We start from the raw sequence: 17746 nt of genomic DNA, 5'->3' as shown, positions 1-17746 counted from the left end.
GCGTCGGCTCAGTTTCCGCCGTCCTGCCCGCGACCGTCCGTGGTGCCGTTCGTGGTGCCGTCTGTGGTGCCTGGTCCAGCGGGACCATTGACCGGACCGCCCGATCCGCCGATGAGACTGTCCGGTGGCCTGGTGAAGCCCATTGACGGAAAGCCCTGCACCGCCGCGGCCATCGTCTCGCTGAAGATGTCGTTGGCCACGCGTAGGTCGCCATTGATGGCGCCGGAGTTGGGACGGCTCGGATCGGTGGAAAACGCCGCGCCGGCGAGCTGCGGCACGAAGCCGGCAAACCAGAGCTGCCGGTTCTCCGGCGTCGAGCCGGTCTTGCCGGCCACCGGACGGCCGATCCGTGCGCCGACGCTCTGCGCGGTCGCGCCGCCCGGGCCGGTGCACGAACCGGCCTGCGCGCTCTGTCCGACCGGACAGCGTGCCGCGTCGGTCGCCGCGTCCGCCACCTCCGGCGAGAAGACCTGCGAGCATTTCGGCGCGCCGAGGTCCAGCGTCTTGCCGTCCGGTCCGGTGACCGACTCGATCGGCGTCGGCTCGCAGTGCTTTCCGCGCGCGGCGACGGTGGCGTACGCGTTGGCCATGTAGAGCGGCCAGGTCTGCGAGCCCTGGCCGAACGTCAGCGCATAGCGCGCGCCGGCGCCGGTGTCGCCGCCGGACAGGATCGTCGCCAGGCTGTTGGCCTTGTTACGGCCGGGGAAGAACGAGATGCCGGCCTTGGCGGCCATCTTCGCCACGTTGGTGACCTTGGCCGCGATCTCCAGCTGGACGAAGTACGTGTTCACCGACGCGCCGAAGCCGGACCACATGTTGTGGCGGCCGGCCATCGCCGCCGACGCGTTCTTCACGACGTACGGCTGACCGTTGTCCTCCTTGCCGGGCGTCGCGTACGTGTCGGGGGAGTCGTACGAGGTCGACAGCGGCATCCCCTGTTCGAGGGCGGCCAGCATGGTGAACATCTTGAACGTGGAGCCGGACGGGAAGCCGGTCGCCTTCTGGTTGCCCGGGTCGCCGGTGAGCAACGGGTTCTCGGTGTACTTCCGTTTCGTCTCCGGCCCCGCGTTGGCCGGCGGCGATCCGAACGTACGGTTCACCGCCATCGCCCGGATCTTCCCGGTCCCGGGTTCGACCAACACGATGCCTTGAGCGAGCTTGGCGCCGCGACCGGCCTTGCCGTCGACGCTTTGTTGCGCCGCCGCCTGCATCGCCGGGTTCAGTGACAGCCTGATGACGTAGCCACCGGTTTCCAGCCGGTTCAGGCGTTGCTCGGGATCTGGTCCCAGCGCCGGCTGCTGGCGAGCCCAGATGCGCAGGTAGTCACAGAAGAAGCCCCAGTTGTTCGCCTCGGTGATGGACCGGTTGGGCAGGCACGAGTTGGGCGTTACGGACGGTTTGATGACCGGCGGATGCGCGACCGCGTCGGCTCGCTGGGCCGCCGTCAGATAGCCCTGCTCGTGCATCAACCGCAGGACGTGCTGGCGGCGATCCTCTGCCTTCTGCTTCTCGTCCGGATAGTTGACCGGGTCCTTGACGTACGCGGCGAGCAGCGCCGCCTCAGCGGGCGTCAGCTGCTGAGGGGTCTTCGAGAAGTACCGCTTGGCCGCCGCGGCCACGCCGTACGCCCCGTTACCGAAATAGACGGTGTTGAGGTATTTCCCCATGATGTCGTTCTTGCTGAATTTCTTCTCCAGCGCGAGCGCATAGCGCATCTCCTGCAGCTTGCGCTGTGGCGTGATGGCCGTCGCCTTGTTCTGTTCCGCCTTGGTCGGTGCGGTCAGAAACAGGTCCTGCCGTACGTACTGCTGAGTCAGCGTCGAAGCACCTTGCGCAGACGACGTGACCAGGGTCGACACGAACGCTCGCAGCACGCCGGCCAGGTCGACTCCGTTGTGCTGATAGAAGCGGCTGTCCTCGACCGCGACGACCGCGTGCTGCATCACCGCCGGAATCTGCGACAGCGGCACGATCGTCCGGTTCTGCGCGCCGTAAAGCGACGTGACGGGATGGCCGTCGGCGGTGAGGATCCTGGTGGTCTGTGCCAGCGGAGGTGTCGTCAATTCGGTCGGCAGCGCCTCGAAGTGCTGAGCCTGTGCCTTCGCGGCGAGTCCGCCGACCGCGGCCACCGGAAAGGCGGAGGCCGCGAGTACGGCGCCGGCGAGTAGCGCATACAAGAACAAAGAAAACAAACTGGACACGACACTGTGTTGGCGTACGCGCGGCACCATCGCTCCGTTCGGTCACCGGTTGCTCGGCGGGCTTCCTAGAGAAGACGCGCCTCGGCGATCCTTGGTTGCCACGGCATCTCGTGACCAATTCGACGAACCGGCGCCGGGTGCCGCGGCGGGCCGCGGCGTTGCTGGTCAGCCCAGGCTGACGCCGCGAGCGGAGGTCGCGACAGGACAGGGACACATTCTGGACGTGGGCATGGTCGTTGCTCCTTTCCTTGTCGAGCCGACTACGGACCGGAGCGCGCGCGACACTCTGTGGTATCGCGCTCAGTATGGTCCGGCTCGCCGCCGGCCAGTCGCGTTTTGCCGATCGTTCAACGATTCCGGCCGTTCGGTGGACGGTCGCGCGCCTGTTCGTCTCCGGCGGCGGGGCCGGCCGTCCCTGGACACGGTCGTGCGTGGCGCACCCTTCGATTTCGCGCGTTCCGGTAGCACTTGGGTGCCATCATGACGGAATGCCAGCGGACCGCCTGGACGTACGCCTGCTCGGTCCACTCCAGCTGCGGGTGGACAATCGGCCGCTGCCGGTCGGGTCCGGCAAACGCCGAGCACTGTTCGCCTGTCTGGCGGTGCACGACGGCGAGGTGCTCTCGGTGCCGCGGCTCGCGGCGGCCCTGTGGGACGGCGAGCCGCCGGCGGGGGTACGCAACCAGATCCAGGTGTACGTCTCCGCGTTGCGCCGTGTGTTCGCCGCCGCGGGGTTGCCCGAGGCGACGATCCGGACGGATCCGGCTGGCTATCAGGTCCGGCTGCCTGCCGGCACACGCGACGTCGACAGGTTCGCCGAGTCGGTCGTACGCGCCGAGGGCCTGCTCGGAAGCGGCCAGTCGGCGGCGGCCGCCACCGAGCTGCGCCGCGCGCTGGACTGCTGGCGGGGTCCGGCTCTCGGCGGTGTCGAGGCACCGTTCGTCACCGCCGCGGCTGCGCAGCTGGAGGAACGCCGGATGGCGGCGTTGCGCCTGCGGATCGGCGCGGATCTCGCGCTGGGCCGCCACGCGGAGCTGGTCGGTGAGCTCACCAGGCTGACCGCCGATCATCCGCTGGACGAGGGTCTCGCCGCGCGGCTCATCGTCGCGCTGCATGGCACTGGCCGGGTAGCCGACGCGTTGCATGGCTACCGGACGATCCGGGCCGCCCTGGTCGCCGAGCTGGGGATCGAACCCGGCGAACAACTGCGGGGGTTGGAGCGGGTCGTGCTCGCTGGCGAATCCACCGATGGTTTCGTACGGCGATGGTGTGGTGCGCGGGCGTCGCCACCGGTCCGTCCTGACGCCGGCAAGCCAGACAACCATCCGGCCGTCAGGTCGCCACGCGTGCCTCGGCCGAACCAACTGCCGGCGGACGTCGTACCGTTCGTCGGACGCGAGGACGAGCTGCGAAGCGCGATCGCCGCGATCCGTACGAGCGGCGCCGTCGCCGGGACCGGTCACTCCGCGCCGCCGACCGTGATCCTGGTGGGACCGGCCGGTGCTGGTAAATCGGCGTTCGCGGTCCACCTGGCGCACGAGTTGCGCGGTGAGTTCCCGGACGGCGTCCTCTACGCGGACCTGCGCGGCACCGAGAGCGCGGTGTCCGCGTCGACCGTCCTCGCCGGCTTTCTCCGCGCACTCGGCGTGCCGGCGGCAGCGATTCCCGACGGCGCCGACTGTGGGTCGGAACGATCGCGGCTGGTCCGCTCTGCCCTCGCCGACCGACGCGTACTCGTCGTCCTTGACGACGCGAGTGGCGCCGCGCAGGTTCGACCGTTGCTGCCGGGCACCGGCAGCTGTGCCGTCGTGGTCACGGCACGCGTCGAGATCCCCGACCTCGCTGGTCGACGCATCAAACTGGGGGTCCTGACCGAGTCCGACGCGCTGGCGATGCTCTCCGGGCTGGTCGGCGCTGACCGCGTCGCGGCTGAAGACGACGCGGCACGGACCATCGTCGGTCAGTGCGGCCACCTGCCGCTCGCGGTCCGGATCGCCGGTGCTCGGCTCGCCGCGCGACCGCACTGGGCCTTGCGGCAGCTGTCGGCCGCGCTCGCTGACGAGCGAAGCCGCCTGGACATATTGAAAGCCGGCGACCTGGCCGTACGTGCGAGCGTCGAGCTCACCCTGCGGGGGCTCACCGATCGTGTTCAGGCAGGCTTCGCCGCGCTGGGCCTGCTGCCGCCAGGCAGCTTTCCCGACTGGGTGTTGGCACCGCTGCTGGACACCACCGCGGTGGAGGCGGCTGAGCTGATCGACGCGCTCACGGACGTACATCTCGTCGAGGTCGTACCGACTCCGGGCGGAGGCAATCGGGTTGACCTGCGGTATCGCCTGCACGACCTGATCCGCCTGCTTGCACGGGAACGGGCCGGCCAACTCCAAACTGCGGAGCGCCGTGCCGCGGTCGGCCGCCTCCTGTCTGCGTGCCTGGATCTCGGTCGCACCGCGGACCAGCGGATGGACCTCGGGTTCGTCGAGGTGCCCGCGGACCCGCCGTCGCACTGGCGCCTGCCACCGCCGGTCCGCGAGACGATCCTGTCCGATCCCGCCGCCTGGTTTGCCGCGGACCTCAGCCTGCTCGCGAGCGGCGTCGAGCTCGCCGTCGCTGGCAACCAGCCGGAGCTGGCTGGCGCTCTTGCCGGCGTACTCGCCAACTACTGCGAGGTCAACGCGCTGTACGACGACTGGCGGCGTACGCACGAGAACGCGTTGGCGTCACTGGCGATCGCTGGTCCGGATGGTGGAGATGGGGCCACCAGCCTGGTCGTCGAGATGGCCCTGCTGCGTAACCTCGGCGAGCTGCACACCATCCAGGATCGCTATGTCCGGGCCGTCAGCTACTTCGAGTCGTCGTTGGCGATCGCGATCCGCCTGGACAACCTCGACTACCAGGGTGCGGCGCTGTCCGGGCTGGGCTTCCTCTACCGCATCCTCGGCCGCTATGACGCCGCGTTGCGGTCCTTCGCCGCGGCAAGCGACATCTGCCTGAGTACCGGCAACCGCAGCGGCTTCGTCTACGCGCAGCAGGGCATCGCCACGATCCACCGTGAGCGCGGCGAGCTGGACCGTGCCGAGCGTTGTCTCCGCGCATCGCTGGTGCGCTGCCGCGATCCGGAATATCTGCATGGACTCGCGCAATGCCAGCGTGGCCTCGGCGCGATCCAACTCGCGCGAGGCGCGGTTGCCGAGGCGCTGGAGACGTTGGAGTCCGCGAGCGCGGTCGGGAAGCGCATCGGGCCGGTCGACGAGGCGCACTCACTGCGTTGGCTCGCGGAGGCCCGTACGAGCAACGGCGAGCCGGCGGCCGCGCTGTCCATCCTCGAGCGCTGCCGGCAGGTGTACGACCACACCGGCAACGCCTTCGGTCGGGGCCTGACCTGGCACAGCATCGCGCGGGCCAGGCTGCTCGCCGGGGACGCGGGTGGCGCCGAGTCCGCCGCGCGCAACGCCGTGCAGGTGTGGGAGGCCATCGGCGTTCCGTACGCGCACGCTGCCACGTTGGACGTGCTCGCGGACATCTGTCGCGTCCGCGGCATGCCGGCGGTTGCCGACAAGACGGCTCGCCAGGCGGCCGCCATCCGGTCCGCGCTCGGCCTCGGGACCTCGGAAGTCGACGCGATCGCCTCGTCCCAGCCGTAGCCGCCCGGAGCAGGACCGCCTGGTTAGGCTTCGGGCCCGTGACCACCGTTGCCGATGTCGTAGATCTCCTCCACGCTCTCTATCCACCGGACACCGCGGAGTCCTGGGACGCCGTAGGTCTGGCCGCCGGCGATCCAGCCGCCGAGGTGAGCCGCGTTCTCCTTGCGGTCGACCCAGTCTCGGAGACAGTCGCCGAGGCCGTGGACTGTGGCGCGCAGCTGATGATCACGCACCATCCGCTCCTGTTGCGCGGCGTACACACGGTCGCTGCCTCGACGCTGAAGGGCGGCCTCGTTCACACGCTGATCACCAACGGCGTCGCGTTGCTGACCGCGCACACGAACGCCGACGTTGCTCGACCCGGCGTGTCCGACGCACTGGCGGCTCGGTTCGGCCTTCTGGACACGCGACCGTTGGTCGCCGCGCCGGAGGTCGCGGACGGCGCCGGCCACGGCCGTGTGGGTGAGCTGCCGGGAGCGGTCAGCCTTCGCGAGCTGACGCGGATCGCCGCGGACGTGCTTCCGGTCGGAACCGCTGGGGTACGCGCCGCGGGCGATCCGGACCGGTCGATTCGTACGGTCGCAGTCTGCGGCGGCGCCGGCGACAGTTTCCTGGCGGCCGCGGCGACGGCTGGCGCGGACGCCTACGTCACGGCGGATCTGCGTCACCATCCGGTGTCCGAGCATCTCGGCGACGGCGGACCGGCGTTGCTGGACGTGGGTCACTGGTCCAGTGAACGGCCGTGGCTGGATGACCTCGCGGAGCGACTGCGCACGGCCTTCGGCGTGCGGCCGCGGACCGTTGACGTCGTTGGTGGCCGGATACCTGACGAGACGCCCGGCCTGGCCGCTACGGTGGAGGTCCCCATCGAGGTGATGGTTTCGGACCGGGTCACCGACCCGTGGTCCGTACACGCCGGCCGGCCACCCGCCGTGCCAGTTGACCGATAGGAGCCGCCACCGCCGTGAAGGCCGATCCCGCCGCACAACGCCGCCTGCTCGACCTGCAGGCCATCGACACCGCGCTCGGCCAGTTGGCGCACCGCCGCGGCTCCCTGCCGGAGCTCGCCGAGATCGAGGAAGGATCCAAGCGGCTGACCGAGCTGACCGACTCGGTCGCCGCCGCTCGTGCCGAGGTCCAGGACCTCGACCGGGACGTACGCCGCCTTGAGATGGACGTCGAACAGGTCCGCACTCGCGCCGACCGCGACCAGCAGCGGATGCAGGCCGGCGGGCTGCCGGCCAAGGAGCTCGAACGCCTGCAGCACGAGGTCGAGTCGCTGGCGCGGCGGGCCTCCTCGCTGGAGGACGACGAGCTGGAGTTGATGGAGAAGCGCGAGCAGGCCGAGGCCGTGCTCACCGAGGCTGAGTCGGCACGTGACGAGCTGGCCACGCGGGTCACCGATGCGAGCGGACGACGCGACGCGGCGTACGCGGAGATCGACGCCGAGGTCGAGAAGCGGACGACCGAACGCTCCGGCGTTGTGTCGGACATCCCCGACGACCTGCTGAAGCTCTACGAGCGGATCCGCGGCAACACGGGGATCGGCGCGGCCCTGCTTCGCGCGCGCCGGTGTGAAGGTTGCCGGCTGGAGCTGTCCGGATCGGATCTCGCCGAGATCAAGAAGACCGCACCGGACGAGGTCGTACGCCACGAGGAATGTGGACGGATCCTGGTCCGGACCGAGGCATCTGGTCTGTGAGACGCCGGGCCTCGGCGAGACGGCTGAGGTCCGGACGCTCGCTGACCACAAGTGGTCAGGATCTCGGGAGGCCTTCGTGCGGCGTGTCGGTGATCCTGTCGACAGGCAGTACGACCTGCCGAAATCGCAGTTCGACCGTGCCGGCGGTCACGGGCGGACGCACACCGCGTGGATCACTTCCGGACCGGTCGGTCCTGCGTACGACTCCGCTGGCCCTGCCGGCTGAACGGCATCTGACCTGCGAGATGGCGTCCGCGGCCGGATATCGGTAGCCCCAACCGTGGACACCCTCTCGCCGCGGCTCCGACGCGGTCATCGCGACGCGCGAGCGCACGGCGGATATCCTTCCAGACACGCTCGATGCGCCGACTCAGGTCGCCGCTCAGCCGCCGACGGACGCTCGCGAACGTCTACGACTGGATTCGGCGTGAACGGCTCAGCGAGCGTACCGATGGTCAAACTGCACAGCCAGCACCAAGACCAGCAGTGACACGGTCACTGACACCTCAGCGGCGAGGGTGGTATGACGGCGACTCCGATCCTGCCTAGTGGCGTGCTGCCGGTTGCCACGGCCATCGACCTGGTGCAGGTCAGTCCGGTGGATTCCGGCCAGGTGCGCGCCGTCCAGGACGTGATCGCCGCCTCCGAGGACTTCGCCATGCTCGTCGACGGCTTCCCGCCGCCGCCGGACGAGGCGGAGCAACTGCTGGCGAAGATCCCTCCGGGCAGCCATCCGGAGGACAAGGCCGTCATGCTCGTCCGGCTGGGGAGCGCCAACATCGGCGTCCTCGATGTCGTACGAGACTGGCCGCAACGTCGCACGTGGATGATCGGTCTGCTGGTGCTTGTGCCGGCCGCTCGCGGTCGCGGCGTCGGCGGTCGGGTGGTGGCGACGGTCGATCGTTGGGCCATCGAGTCCGGGGCGAAGAAGCTGCGGGTGGCGGTCGCTCCGGCGAACGTCCGCGGCCTGCGGTTCTGGCGACGACAGGGCTTCAGTCCGGTCGAGGTGAGCCGCTCCGGACCACATCGGCTTGAGCGGCCGGTCATCGGCTTTTAGGCCGCGTGCCGCGCGGTCATTCCGACAGCGGCAGGCCGGCGAGCGCTGCCAGTTGGAGCGAGACCCACAGCGCGATCAGGCCAGCGAGCAAACTCGCCGGCACGGTCGCGGCGCCGAGTCGGAGAAACTCCGCAGTCGACGGCGCCGTGCCGTGTCGACGCAGAACTCGCCGCCATAGCAGCGTGGCGAGCGACCCCACGTACGTCAGGTTCGGCCCGATGTTGACGCCGAGCAGGACGGCGAGCAGGAGTTCCGGTCGCCCGGCGGCCACCGGTACGAGCAGGAGCGTCGCCGGGAGGTTGTTGACCAGGTTCGCCAGGAGCGCGGCGATGCCGGCCGCCACGAGGAGGTCCACGAATCCGTCGCCGCTCGGGAACACGGCTGTCAGCACACCGCCGAGTCCGTGACTACTGACAGCGGCGACGACGATGGCGAGCGCGAACACGAAGAGGCAGAACAACGGGTTGGTCTCGCGGAGGATGCGCCACAGTGTCGGGACGCGACGGGACTCACTACGCATCCATACCTGCCGCACAGCCAGCACGACGGCGCCTATGGCCGCCACCACGGCCGGATCGATGCCGAGCGGACCCGCCACGGCAAACCCCGCCAGGCAAGCGCCAAGCACCGTGAGTGCCACGACCGGCGGCTGCTTCGCGTCGATGACCGTGGTCGCACTCGCCGACGACTTCAAGTCACTGGCGAAGAACAGCCTGATCAGGGTGTACTCGGTGGCGATCACGGCCAGCCACGGGACGGTCATCAGCGCCGCGAAGGCGAGGAAAGACAACCTGCTGTCGTGATACGCGAGCAGGTTCGTCAGGTTCGACACCGGCAGCAGCAGGGAGGCCGAGTTCGCCAGGTGACCGCAGGCGTACACGTGTGGTCTGGCTGGCACACGTAGTCGCGCTGCCGTCGCGACGACGACCGGTGTCAGTAGTACGACCGTCGCGTCCAGGCTGAGGACCGCCGTCGTCGCGCTCGCGACGGCGAAGACCACGACGAGAAGACGCCTGGGGCGAGCAGTCGAGGAGTGCGCCATCCACGCCCCGGCCCAGCTGAAGACGCCTTCCCGGTCGCACAGATGAGCGAGCACCAGGATCGCGGCCAGGAACCCGACGGTCGGGCCGAGGCGTACGACCTCCGACCATGCCTGTCCGGCCGTCACGAGGCCAAAGACCACCGCCAGAACTGCGGCCGGCACGGCCACCGCGGCTTCGGGAACGCGCCGATGACCAGCCGTCGCGCCGGCCAGCGTGAGGCCGAGAAGCAGGATCGCCGCGATCGTTGGCACGTTCAGAACGGTACGTATCGCACTACACAAAGATTCCGTGGCGGACATTGTTGTGAAGTGCTTCGCATCCCCGGCGGTGGGCAGTAGTTTCTCTCCCGCGTCTGTTACGGCGTTCCGCCGAAAAAGGGAGGTCACGGTGCCCGAATTGGAGAAAACGCCGGATCCGGGAGATTCTCCCGGTACGCGCCGTCCGGCCGGGTCCGGCGGTCGCGGGTACTGGAACCTGCTCCTGCTGATCCCGATCCTGCTGCCGCTGTTGTCGCCGCTGTACAACACCAAGGAGCCGCAGCTGTTCGGTCTCCCGTTCTTCTACTGGTTCCTGCTGGCGCTCATCCCGCTGCTGGTCGTGGTGACCGTGGTCGTCTACCTGCTCACGAAGCCGAGGAGCTGATATGCCGCAGCTTTCCGAGCATTACGTCGAACTGGCCATTGTCATCGTGCTGTTCCTGCTGGTGTCCGGGATGGGGTTCGTTGCGGCGCGGTGGCGGCGGGCCGGCGGCCTCGACCACCTCGACGAGTGGGGACTGGGCGGCCGCAGCTTCGGGTCATGGATCACCTGGTTCCTGCTCGGCGGCGACCTCTACACGGCGTACACCTTCGTGGCCGTCCCGGCCCTGCTGTACGCGAGCGGAGCGCTCGGCTTCTACGCGGTGCCGTACACGATCATCGCGTTTCCGCTGGTGATGTTGCCGCTGTGCCGGATGTGGTCGGTCAGCCACGTACACGGTTTCGTGACACCGGCGGACTTCGTGCGTTCACGGTTCGGCTCGCCGACGCTCGCCCTGCTTGTCGCGATCACCGGCATCGTCGCGACCATGCCGTACATCGCACTGCAGCTCGTCGGCATCGAGGCGGTCCTGACCGCGATGGGGATCACCGGTCACCTTCCGCTGATCGTGGCGTTCTTGATTCTCGCGCTCTACACGTACAGCTCAGGCCTGCGCGCACCGGCGCTGATCGCCTTTGTCAAGGACACGCTGATCTACCTGGTGATCGTGGTCGCGGTCATCGTCATCCCGATCAAGCTCGGTGGCTGGGACATGATCTTCGGCGGTGCCGAGAAGGCTCTCGCGGCGATCAACCCGGTCACGCACGCGCCGAAGGGCAGCCTGCTGCTCAATGCCAACAACCAGCTCCAGTTCGTGACGTTGGCGTTCGGGTCGGCTCTGGCTCTGTTCCTCTATCCGCACTCGCTGACCGGCGTACTGGCCGCCAACAGCCGCGCGACGATCAAGCGCAACATGGCCGCACTGCCGGCGTACAGCCTCCTGCTTGCGCTGATCGCGCTCCTCGGCTACATGGCGCTTGCCGCCGGCGTCAAGCCGGTCGTCAACGCCGGCAAGCCGGACGGCAACACGGTCGTGCCGCTGCTGTTCGACAAGGTGTTCCCCGACTGGTTCACCGGCATCGCTTTCGCCGCCGTGGCGATCGGCGCACTGGTGCCAGCGGCCATCATGTCGATCGGCGCCGCCAACCTGTTCACCCGCAACATCTACAAGGAGTATCTGCGCCGCGATGCTTCGCCGAAGGAGGAGGCGCAGGTCAGCAAGCTCGCCTCGCTGATCGTGAAGATCGGCGCGGTCGCGTTCATCCTCTTCCTGAACACCCAGTTCTCCATCGACCTGCAGCTGATCGGCGGCGTGATCATCCTGCAGACGCTGCCGTCGGTGGCCATCGGCGTCTACACGCGGTGGTTCCACCGCTGGGGCCTGATCAGCGGTTGGGTGGCCGGCATGCTGGTCGGCCTGGTCATGCTGTACCAGATCCCCAACCCGGCCAGCGGCAAGGCGCACTTCGGCGGCTCCGCGTACAGCCTGTCCAACCTCGGCCTGGACAGCAAGGTGCAGATCTACGTCGGGTTCGTGGCGGTGATCGTGAACATCGTCGTCGCCGTCATCGCGACCCTCGTGTTCCGCGCGATGAAGGCCCCTGACGGCGAGGATGGCACCAAGCCCCGTGACTACACGGTGGAGGCCGGCGATCCAGGCGTACGCGACGTGCCGGAACTGGTCGAGGGAGCCGCCGCCAAGTAGCTGATCCGCGGCAGTCCGACAAGGACCCCGTTCCAGCAAGGACAAAGCCTGAGCAATACGATCCGGAGGCGGACGAGTTGGCCGGGCGGCCGCGGCGTACGCACCGTCGGTGCGCGCACCGAGGAAGGTCCGGGCTCCGTAGGGCAGGGTGGTTGTTAACGGCAACCCGGGGCGACCCGCGGGACAGTGCCACAGAAAGCAGACCGCCGGTCCGGTGCATTGGCTCCGAGAGGAGTGGGCGTGCCGGACCGGTAAGGGTGAAACGGTGGTGTAAGAGACCACCAGCATCTCGGGTGACCGGGATGGCTCGGTAAACCCCACCCGGAGCAAGGTCAAGAGGGCCGCCGGCGGCAACGGTCGCCGGTAGCCTGCGCAGGCGTTCGAGGACGGCCCGTCCGAGCCTGCGGGTAGACCGCTGGAGCCTGCCGGCGACGGCAGGCCGAGATGGATGGTCGCCGGCCGGAGCGATGCCGTGAGGTGCTCCGGTCACAGAACCCGGCCTACAGGCCAACTCGTCCCACTTCCTTTTCTTTCGGACAGGCGGTCCGTCCATTTGCGAGGCTGGTCGCCGCACCTAGCCTCTGCTACGGTCGTCGGGTGACTGCCGGGTTGGCTGACTGCCGAGAGAGCAAGGGCTATCCGGCTGTGCGTTGATCACCGGACGGGCTCGAGGCCCGCCGCACCTGTGTGAGGACCGCTTCAGGCGGATCTTGCGGAGGAAGGAGGTGATCGCAATGTCCCGCCACACTGTGTCGCTCGAGTCGTGGACCGACTTCGTCTCCAGACACGCCGCTGGAGGTGTACTCGCCGGTCGGGTCAGCGCCGTCGTTCCGTTCGGCGTATTCGTCGAGGTGGCCGACGGGATCGAGGGCTTGCTACCAAGAGGCAATTGGCTGTCGGAGCGGACTGAGCGTGCGATCGGGTCGACTGTATCGGTCCGGATTGACGTTCTGGACCCAGAGAACCGTAGGGTGAGTCTCGTCGAAATGCCGGAGTCGTAAACAGGGCCGGCTGAAGGTGTCCGGAGGCCGCGCCACGGCGGGGCCTCCGGACATCCGCTCAGGCGCCGCTTGGCAGCGTCCACCGCTGTGCGCCGGTGCCGTTGCAATCATAGATCTGCAGGCGCGTCCCGTCGGTGGTGTTGGAGTTGGGGACGTCCAGACAGCGTCCCGAGTTCGGGTTGCGCAGCGATCCGTCCGCCTGTTGCTGCCAGATCTGTGCGTTCGTCCGGTTGCAGTCCCACAGCTGGATCAGCGTGCCGTTGCCCGTCCCGCTGTTGGCGATGTCCAGACACTTGCCGAGCGCACCGATGCTCTGGTCGGACCGGAGCGTCCACTTCTGCGCGTCGGAGTTGTTGCACGTCCACAGCTGGACGGCCGTGCCGTTGGCCGTACCGCTGTTCGACACGTCGACGCATTTACTGCCGAGCCCGACGATGGCGCCGGTCGCGCCGTTTGAGACGACGTAGTCGAAGGACGGTGGAGCATCGGCCGCCGCGGATCCCCATGCGGTGTTCGGGCTGGAGCCGAGAGTGAAGTTCAGACTGCCACCGGCGGCGACGAATGACTCACTCAGCCACGGTTTGGTCGATGCCTGTCCGTTCACGGTCAGCGCCTGGACGTACTTGATGCTGTCCGAGGCGTTCGGCGCGTTGATGGTGATCGTCGCACCATTGCCTCTGTTGATCGTGATCTGGCTGAACAGTGGACTGGCCAAAACGAGCTCGGACCGTCCCGGAGCCTCGGGATACATGCCGATCGAGGCCCAGACGGCCCAGGAGGACAGCTGGCCGAGGTCGTCGTTGCCGACCTCGCCATCCTGAGTCGGCTTGTACAAGGTCGTAACGGCGCGGCGGACGACGTCCTGCGTCCGGTACGGGGCTCCGGCGTACGCGTAGGCCCACGGAGTCTCCGCCGACGGTTCGTTGCCGAGGTAGGCGTTGGCCTTGTCAGGACCCGCGTTGAGCTCGGCGAAGAAGCCGTCCAGACGCGGGACGACCGAGCCATTGCCTCCCATCCCGGCGAACAGGCCCTGGTAGTTGAACGGCACCATCCACGTGTACTGGGCGCCGTTGCCTTCGGTGTACTCGCTGCCGGAACTCGGGTTGAACGATGGCCAGCCGCCGTCGTTGTCGCGAGGTTGGATATAGCCGTCGTGCATCAGGTTGCGCCATCCCTGCGCGCGCTGCAGGTAGGTTTTGGCCACCGAGGTGTTACCGAGCCGCTGCGCGAGTTGGGAGATCGCAAAGTCGCTGCTGTAGTACTCCAGGCTGGTCGCTGCCGATCCCCACACTCCGCCGGTGCCGGTGGGGACGTATCCCTTGGTGTTGTACGGCGCGTATCCAGGACGTTGGTTTCCGTTGGAAGTGCCGGCGACAGCGCGGTTGAGCAGGTCTGTGGCGTTGAAGCCGGTGCCGCCGAACGCGTACATGCTGGCCGCGATAGTTGGCAGCGGGTCGCCGTTCATCACGCCGGTGCCGCCGTTGGCGAGCGTCCAGCGGTCGAGGTAGCCGGCCTGCGCGGCCTGGTCCGTGATCGACTGTCCGATGTCCGACGCGGTCGCTGGGTCGAGGAAGGCGACGAGTTGTGTCTGCGATCGGTAGACGTCCCAGCCGGAGAAGGTGGCGTACTGGGTGTGTCCGGCTGCTGCCGTGTGCACGGTCTTGTCGAATCCGACGTACTGTCCGTTCACGTCGGAGAACGTCTGTGGAAACAACAGCGAGTGGTACAGCGCGGTATACAGGATCGTCGCCTGCGCGGCCGTACCGCCGCTGACCGAGATGCGAGTGAGCTGCGCGTTCCAGTCGGCTCGAGTGCCGTCCCGGACCTGTTCGAAGGTCCGGTTGCCTTGCTCGCTGGAGAGGTTCTGCTGCGCATTCGCGATGCTGACGAACGAGATGCCGACTCGGGCCGTGACAGTACGGCCGGTCGAGGTGTCGAAATGCAGGATCGGTTGCGTCGCCGTAGGTGTGTCGTAGCCCATGATGGTGTGGTCGAACGTCGCCGTGAAGTAGACCCGATAGCGGTTGCCGGCTCCGCAGAATCCTCCGCCGTCCTCATAACCGGTAATCGTGTTGGTCCCGACCGTAAACGCACCCATGGCGTTGTTGAACGCTTTCGCCACATCGATCAGTAACGAGGCAGTGTCGGTGCCGGGGTAGCTGAACCGAGCGATGCCGGCGCGTTTGCTCACGGCCAACTCAGTGCGCAGACCGTTGTCGAAGGTCACGCTGTAGCTGCCGGGAGCCGCGGACTCGTTCGCGTGCGAGAACGTGTACGACGACACGAGGTTTCGGCCGATGATCGGCATGAACGGGATGTTGCCGTAGTCGCCGCAACCCGCGCCGGAGATGTGCGTGAGGCTGAAGCCACGGATGCGGTTGTCGTCGTAGAAGTAGCCGCCGTGCTGGTAGGTGACGGTGTCCGGACTCCACTGGAGCATTCCGAACGGCGCGTCCGCGCCTGGGAAGGTGTTGCCGGCACCGCCACCGTTACCGAAGTCCGTGGCGCCTGGCTTCGTGCCGACGAACGTGTTGACATACTGCGCTGGGTCGTTGACTGCGGTCGCGCCGGCACGAGCCGGTGTGGCGGCAGCTGGTGCCGCGGTCAGCATCAGGCTGGCCGCGAGACTCAGCGAGAAGCTGGCAGCGAGACACAACTTCCGTCTGGTGGATCTGCCGATGTGGGACAGGAACAGCATGCGGTCCTCCACGGGACTGGGCGGGGGAGCGGGCTGAGCAGCCTGGGAACGTTATCAACCGCGATGCCGGTTCGGTACCCACAAATGGGTATTCCGCGGGATGAGACAGCTCTTCGCCTCACGTACAACCGCCGCCAACCGTCTGCAAGCCGCCCGGGGCCTGTCCTCGCGATTCTTGTCGTACCCACTCCGCAACGTGGATGTAAGCCATTCACCGACCTGAGGGGTGGAACCGACATGGCGGACACCGCATCGACCACGCGGGCCAACGAGGCTCCAGGAGAGACAGCGCAGCCTCCAACAGAGACGGAGGAGCAGACCCGCGCCAGCGAGGAGTCTCCGTATGCCGACATGGAGAGTGCTCTGGTCGGTGGGCGGGATGTGCCGCCGTCGGCAGCCGAGCTCGTCGGCCAGTTGAAGACGTCGGTGCTTGCGACGGCCATCACCAGGCGGATGTCGCGCATGACCGCAGATGAGGCGCTGTTCCTTACGATGATCCTGGAGTTCGACCGCCGCAACGGTTGGGCGGCGCAGGGAGTCCTGTCGTGCGCGCACTGGCTTGCGTGGAAGTGTGGCCTGTCGTTGCCGACGGCGAAGGAGCGGCTGCGGGTCGCGCGTACGCTCGAAAACCTGCCGAAGCTGCGCGCCGCATTCGCTCGCGGCGAGGTGTCGTACTCGAAAGTGCGCGCATTGACGCGGATCGGCACGCCGGAGTTGGATGACCGGCTGCTGGCGCTCGCGCTCAGCGGCAACGCGAGCCACGTCGAGCGTGTGGTCCGCGGTTTTCGGAGGGGCAACCGTCCCAGGTCGGCCCGGCGGACGTCGCCGCCGGATGGTCCCTCCGACGAGTCCACGGACGCGCGCCGGTCTGGTCGGGAGAATGACGGCTCGGAGGGCGATGAGCTGCCGGAGGGTTTGCGAGACGTCAATGCGGTCCGCCTGCCAGATGGCAGGATGCGCCTTACCGCGGTCTTGGAGGCCGACGAGATCGAGATTCTTTTCTTGGCGCTTCGTAAGGCGCGGGAGAGTGCCGAAGCTGCTTCGAGCGCTCAGGCTGACGTTCCTGTGGTCGACGAGGCAGCGAGCGGCGACGACGTCAACCCGGAGTCCCGTGTGTCGGAGGTGGCGGATCTGGACGCTGAGCGGTCAGCACGCCGCGCGAGCAGCGAGCCGATCCGGGACGCATGCGGCGCTGTGTCCGGCCCGTACGCGGATGCTCTGTTGCGCCTGGCCGAGTCGTTTCTCGCTCACGGTCCTGCCGCGCGTCCAGGCGATGAGCGCAACACATTGGTGGTGCACGTGGAGAGCGACGTGCTGAGCGGAGCCGAGGAGCCGGATCTGATCGACCGGTGCGGCCTGGAGCCGGGGCCGACGCTGGGCCTGCCGACTATCCGGCGCATCGCCTGTGACTGCACGGTCATCGACGCGGTGACCGGCGAGTCGGAAGTCGACGCCGAGTCTCATGTGACGGTTCCGAGATGGCTGCGTCGTCGCCTGCGTCGTAGAGACGGCGGCTGCCGTTATCCAGGTTGCTCTGATCACCAGTGGGTCGATGCGCACTTCATCGTGCATTGGACCGACGGTGGAGCCCTTGAGCTGGACAATCTCGTTCTCCTCTGCCTGCGGCACCACCGGTACGTGCATGAGTTCGGTTGCCAGGTTCGCGTGCTGGGCAGCGGCGCAGTTGAGGTCACCGATCCCTCTGGTGCTGTCGTGCCGGTCAGTCCTCCGTTGCCGGGTGTGGAAGAGGGTCAAGGTTCGCAGGCGCCGGCCGCCGCATGCGACGGCTCAAGCAGCAACGGGCCTAGCGACGATGCGGTGGTTGCCGCGCCGTCGTGCTATTGGACCGGCGAGGCGCTCGACCTCGACGAGGCGGTTGCCGCGCTCCTGGACGACACCAAGCGTCGGTGGTCCTTTCCGTGGTTTCGCAAGTCCGCCAAGCATTCTCGGAGGAACGCTGGCTGATCGACCGACACCCCGATCCGCTTGGACAACTGAACATGTTGGCCGACGATTCTGCCGACCGTGAATGTCGGCAGGATGACGCAGCTACTGCTGACGTCGTGCAGCTCGGCTGGAGGGCTCCATGTGGCGCCGATCGCTGGTCTGGGCCTCTCGT

The 17746-nt window shown here is 67.8% G+C and carries 11 protein-coding genes and 1 other RNA gene; 9 read left to right on the top strand and 3 right to left on the bottom strand.

Going from position 1 to position 17746, the window contains the following annotated elements:
* Positions 1-8: 8 nt before the first annotated feature.
* Positions 9-2177 (bottom strand): transglycosylase domain-containing protein, encoded by a 2169-nt coding sequence (locus GNX95_RS11050; RefSeq protein ID WP_163506993.1) that lies wholly within the window; start codon positions 2175-2177, stop codon positions 9-11.
* A gap of 512 nt (positions 2178-2689) precedes the next feature.
* On the opposite strand from GNX95_RS11050, the gene GNX95_RS11045 reads away from it, so the two are divergent.
* From GNX95_RS11045 to GNX95_RS11030, 4 genes are all read left to right on the top strand, one after another.
* Complete coding sequence (locus GNX95_RS11045; RefSeq protein WP_163506992.1) at positions 2690-5842, top strand: AfsR/SARP family transcriptional regulator; 3153 nt, start codon at positions 2690-2692, stop codon at positions 5840-5842.
* A gap of 38 nt (positions 5843-5880) precedes the next feature.
* Entirely contained in the window at positions 5881-6792 is a 912-nt protein-coding gene (locus GNX95_RS11040) for a Nif3-like dinuclear metal center hexameric protein (RefSeq protein ID WP_163506991.1), read from the top strand.
* Positions 6793-6806: 14 nt separating this feature from the next.
* Positions 6807-7544, top strand: coding sequence for a zinc ribbon domain-containing protein (locus tag GNX95_RS11035; RefSeq protein ID WP_163506990.1), 738 nt, complete (start codon positions 6807-6809; stop codon positions 7542-7544).
* 523 nt (positions 7545-8067) lie between these two features.
* Entirely contained in the window at positions 8068-8601 is a 534-nt protein-coding gene (locus tag GNX95_RS11030; protein WP_163506989.1) for a GNAT family N-acetyltransferase, read from the top strand.
* A gap of 16 nt (positions 8602-8617) precedes the next feature.
* Here GNX95_RS11030 and GNX95_RS11025 read toward each other — a convergent pair whose 3' ends face one another.
* Positions 8618-9895, bottom strand: coding sequence for an SLC13 family permease (locus tag GNX95_RS11025; RefSeq protein ID WP_246281570.1), 1278 nt, complete (start codon positions 9893-9895; stop codon positions 8618-8620).
* Positions 9896-10031: 136 nt separating this feature from the next.
* On the opposite strand from GNX95_RS11025, the gene GNX95_RS11020 reads away from it, so the two are divergent.
* The 4 genes from GNX95_RS11020 to GNX95_RS44255 all read left to right on the top strand — a co-directional run bounded on the left by GNX95_RS11020 (position 10032) and on the right by GNX95_RS44255 (position 12929).
* Complete coding sequence (locus GNX95_RS11020; RefSeq protein WP_222853508.1) at positions 10032-10286, top strand: DUF3311 domain-containing protein; 255 nt, start codon at positions 10032-10034, stop codon at positions 10284-10286.
* Position 10287: 1 nt separating this feature from the next.
* Positions 10288-11928 carry a monocarboxylate uptake permease MctP gene (mctP, locus tag GNX95_RS11015; protein ID WP_163506988.1) on the top strand — a complete coding sequence of 547 codons (1641 nt, stop codon included), beginning with the start codon at positions 10288-10290 and terminating at the stop codon, positions 11926-11928.
* 73 nt (positions 11929-12001) lie between these two features.
* Positions 12002-12447, top strand: an RNA gene (rnpB, locus tag GNX95_RS11010) — RNase P RNA component class A.
* A 215-nt stretch (positions 12448-12662) separates the two neighbouring features.
* Entirely contained in the window at positions 12663-12929 is a 267-nt protein-coding gene (locus GNX95_RS44255) for a S1 RNA-binding domain-containing protein (protein WP_163507988.1), read from the top strand.
* Positions 12930-12987: 58 nt separating this feature from the next.
* Here GNX95_RS44255 and GNX95_RS11000 read toward each other — a convergent pair whose 3' ends face one another.
* The gene (locus GNX95_RS11000) at positions 12988-15627 is read right to left on the bottom strand and encodes a GH92 family glycosyl hydrolase (RefSeq protein WP_163506987.1); all 2640 of its coding nucleotides are present in this window, start codon (positions 15625-15627) and stop codon (positions 12988-12990) included.
* 237 nt (positions 15628-15864) lie between these two features.
* Between GNX95_RS11000 and GNX95_RS10995 the strand changes: the two genes are divergently transcribed.
* On the top strand, positions 15865-17592 hold the full coding sequence (locus GNX95_RS10995; protein WP_163506986.1) for an HNH endonuclease signature motif containing protein: 1728 nt from the start codon (positions 15865-15867) through the stop codon (positions 17590-17592).
* Positions 17593-17746 lie beyond the last annotated feature (154 nt).

Origin of the sequence: Fodinicola acaciae (assembly GCF_010993745.1) — a bacterium.
GTDB classification, from domain to species: domain Bacteria; phylum Actinomycetota; class Actinomycetes; order Mycobacteriales; family HKI-0501; genus Fodinicola; species Fodinicola acaciae.
This window is presented reverse-complemented; position numbering and strand designations above follow the sequence as displayed.

What these genes read in the sequence shown, in the direction of transcription:
- GNX95_RS11045 (WP_163506992.1), top strand. Translation starts at nt 2,690, where the DNA reads ATGCCAGCGGACCGCCTGGACGTACGCCTGCTCGGTCCACTCCAGCTG.
- GNX95_RS11030 (WP_163506989.1), top strand. Translation starts at nt 8,068, where the DNA reads ATGACGGCGACTCCGATCCTGCCTAGTGGCGTGCTGCCGGTTGCCACG.
- mctP (WP_163506988.1), top strand. Translation starts at nt 10,288, where the DNA reads ATGCCGCAGCTTTCCGAGCATTACGTCGAACTGGCCATTGTCATCGTG.
- GNX95_RS44255 (WP_163507988.1), top strand. Translation starts at nt 12,663, where the DNA reads ATGTCCCGCCACACTGTGTCGCTCGAGTCGTGGACCGACTTCGTCTCC.
- GNX95_RS11000 (WP_163506987.1), bottom strand. Translation starts at nt 15,627, where the DNA reads ATGCTGTTCCTGTCCCACATCGGCAGATCCACCAGACGGAAGTTGTGT.
- GNX95_RS10995 (WP_163506986.1), top strand. Translation starts at nt 15,865, where the DNA reads ATGGCGGACACCGCATCGACCACGCGGGCCAACGAGGCTCCAGGAGAG.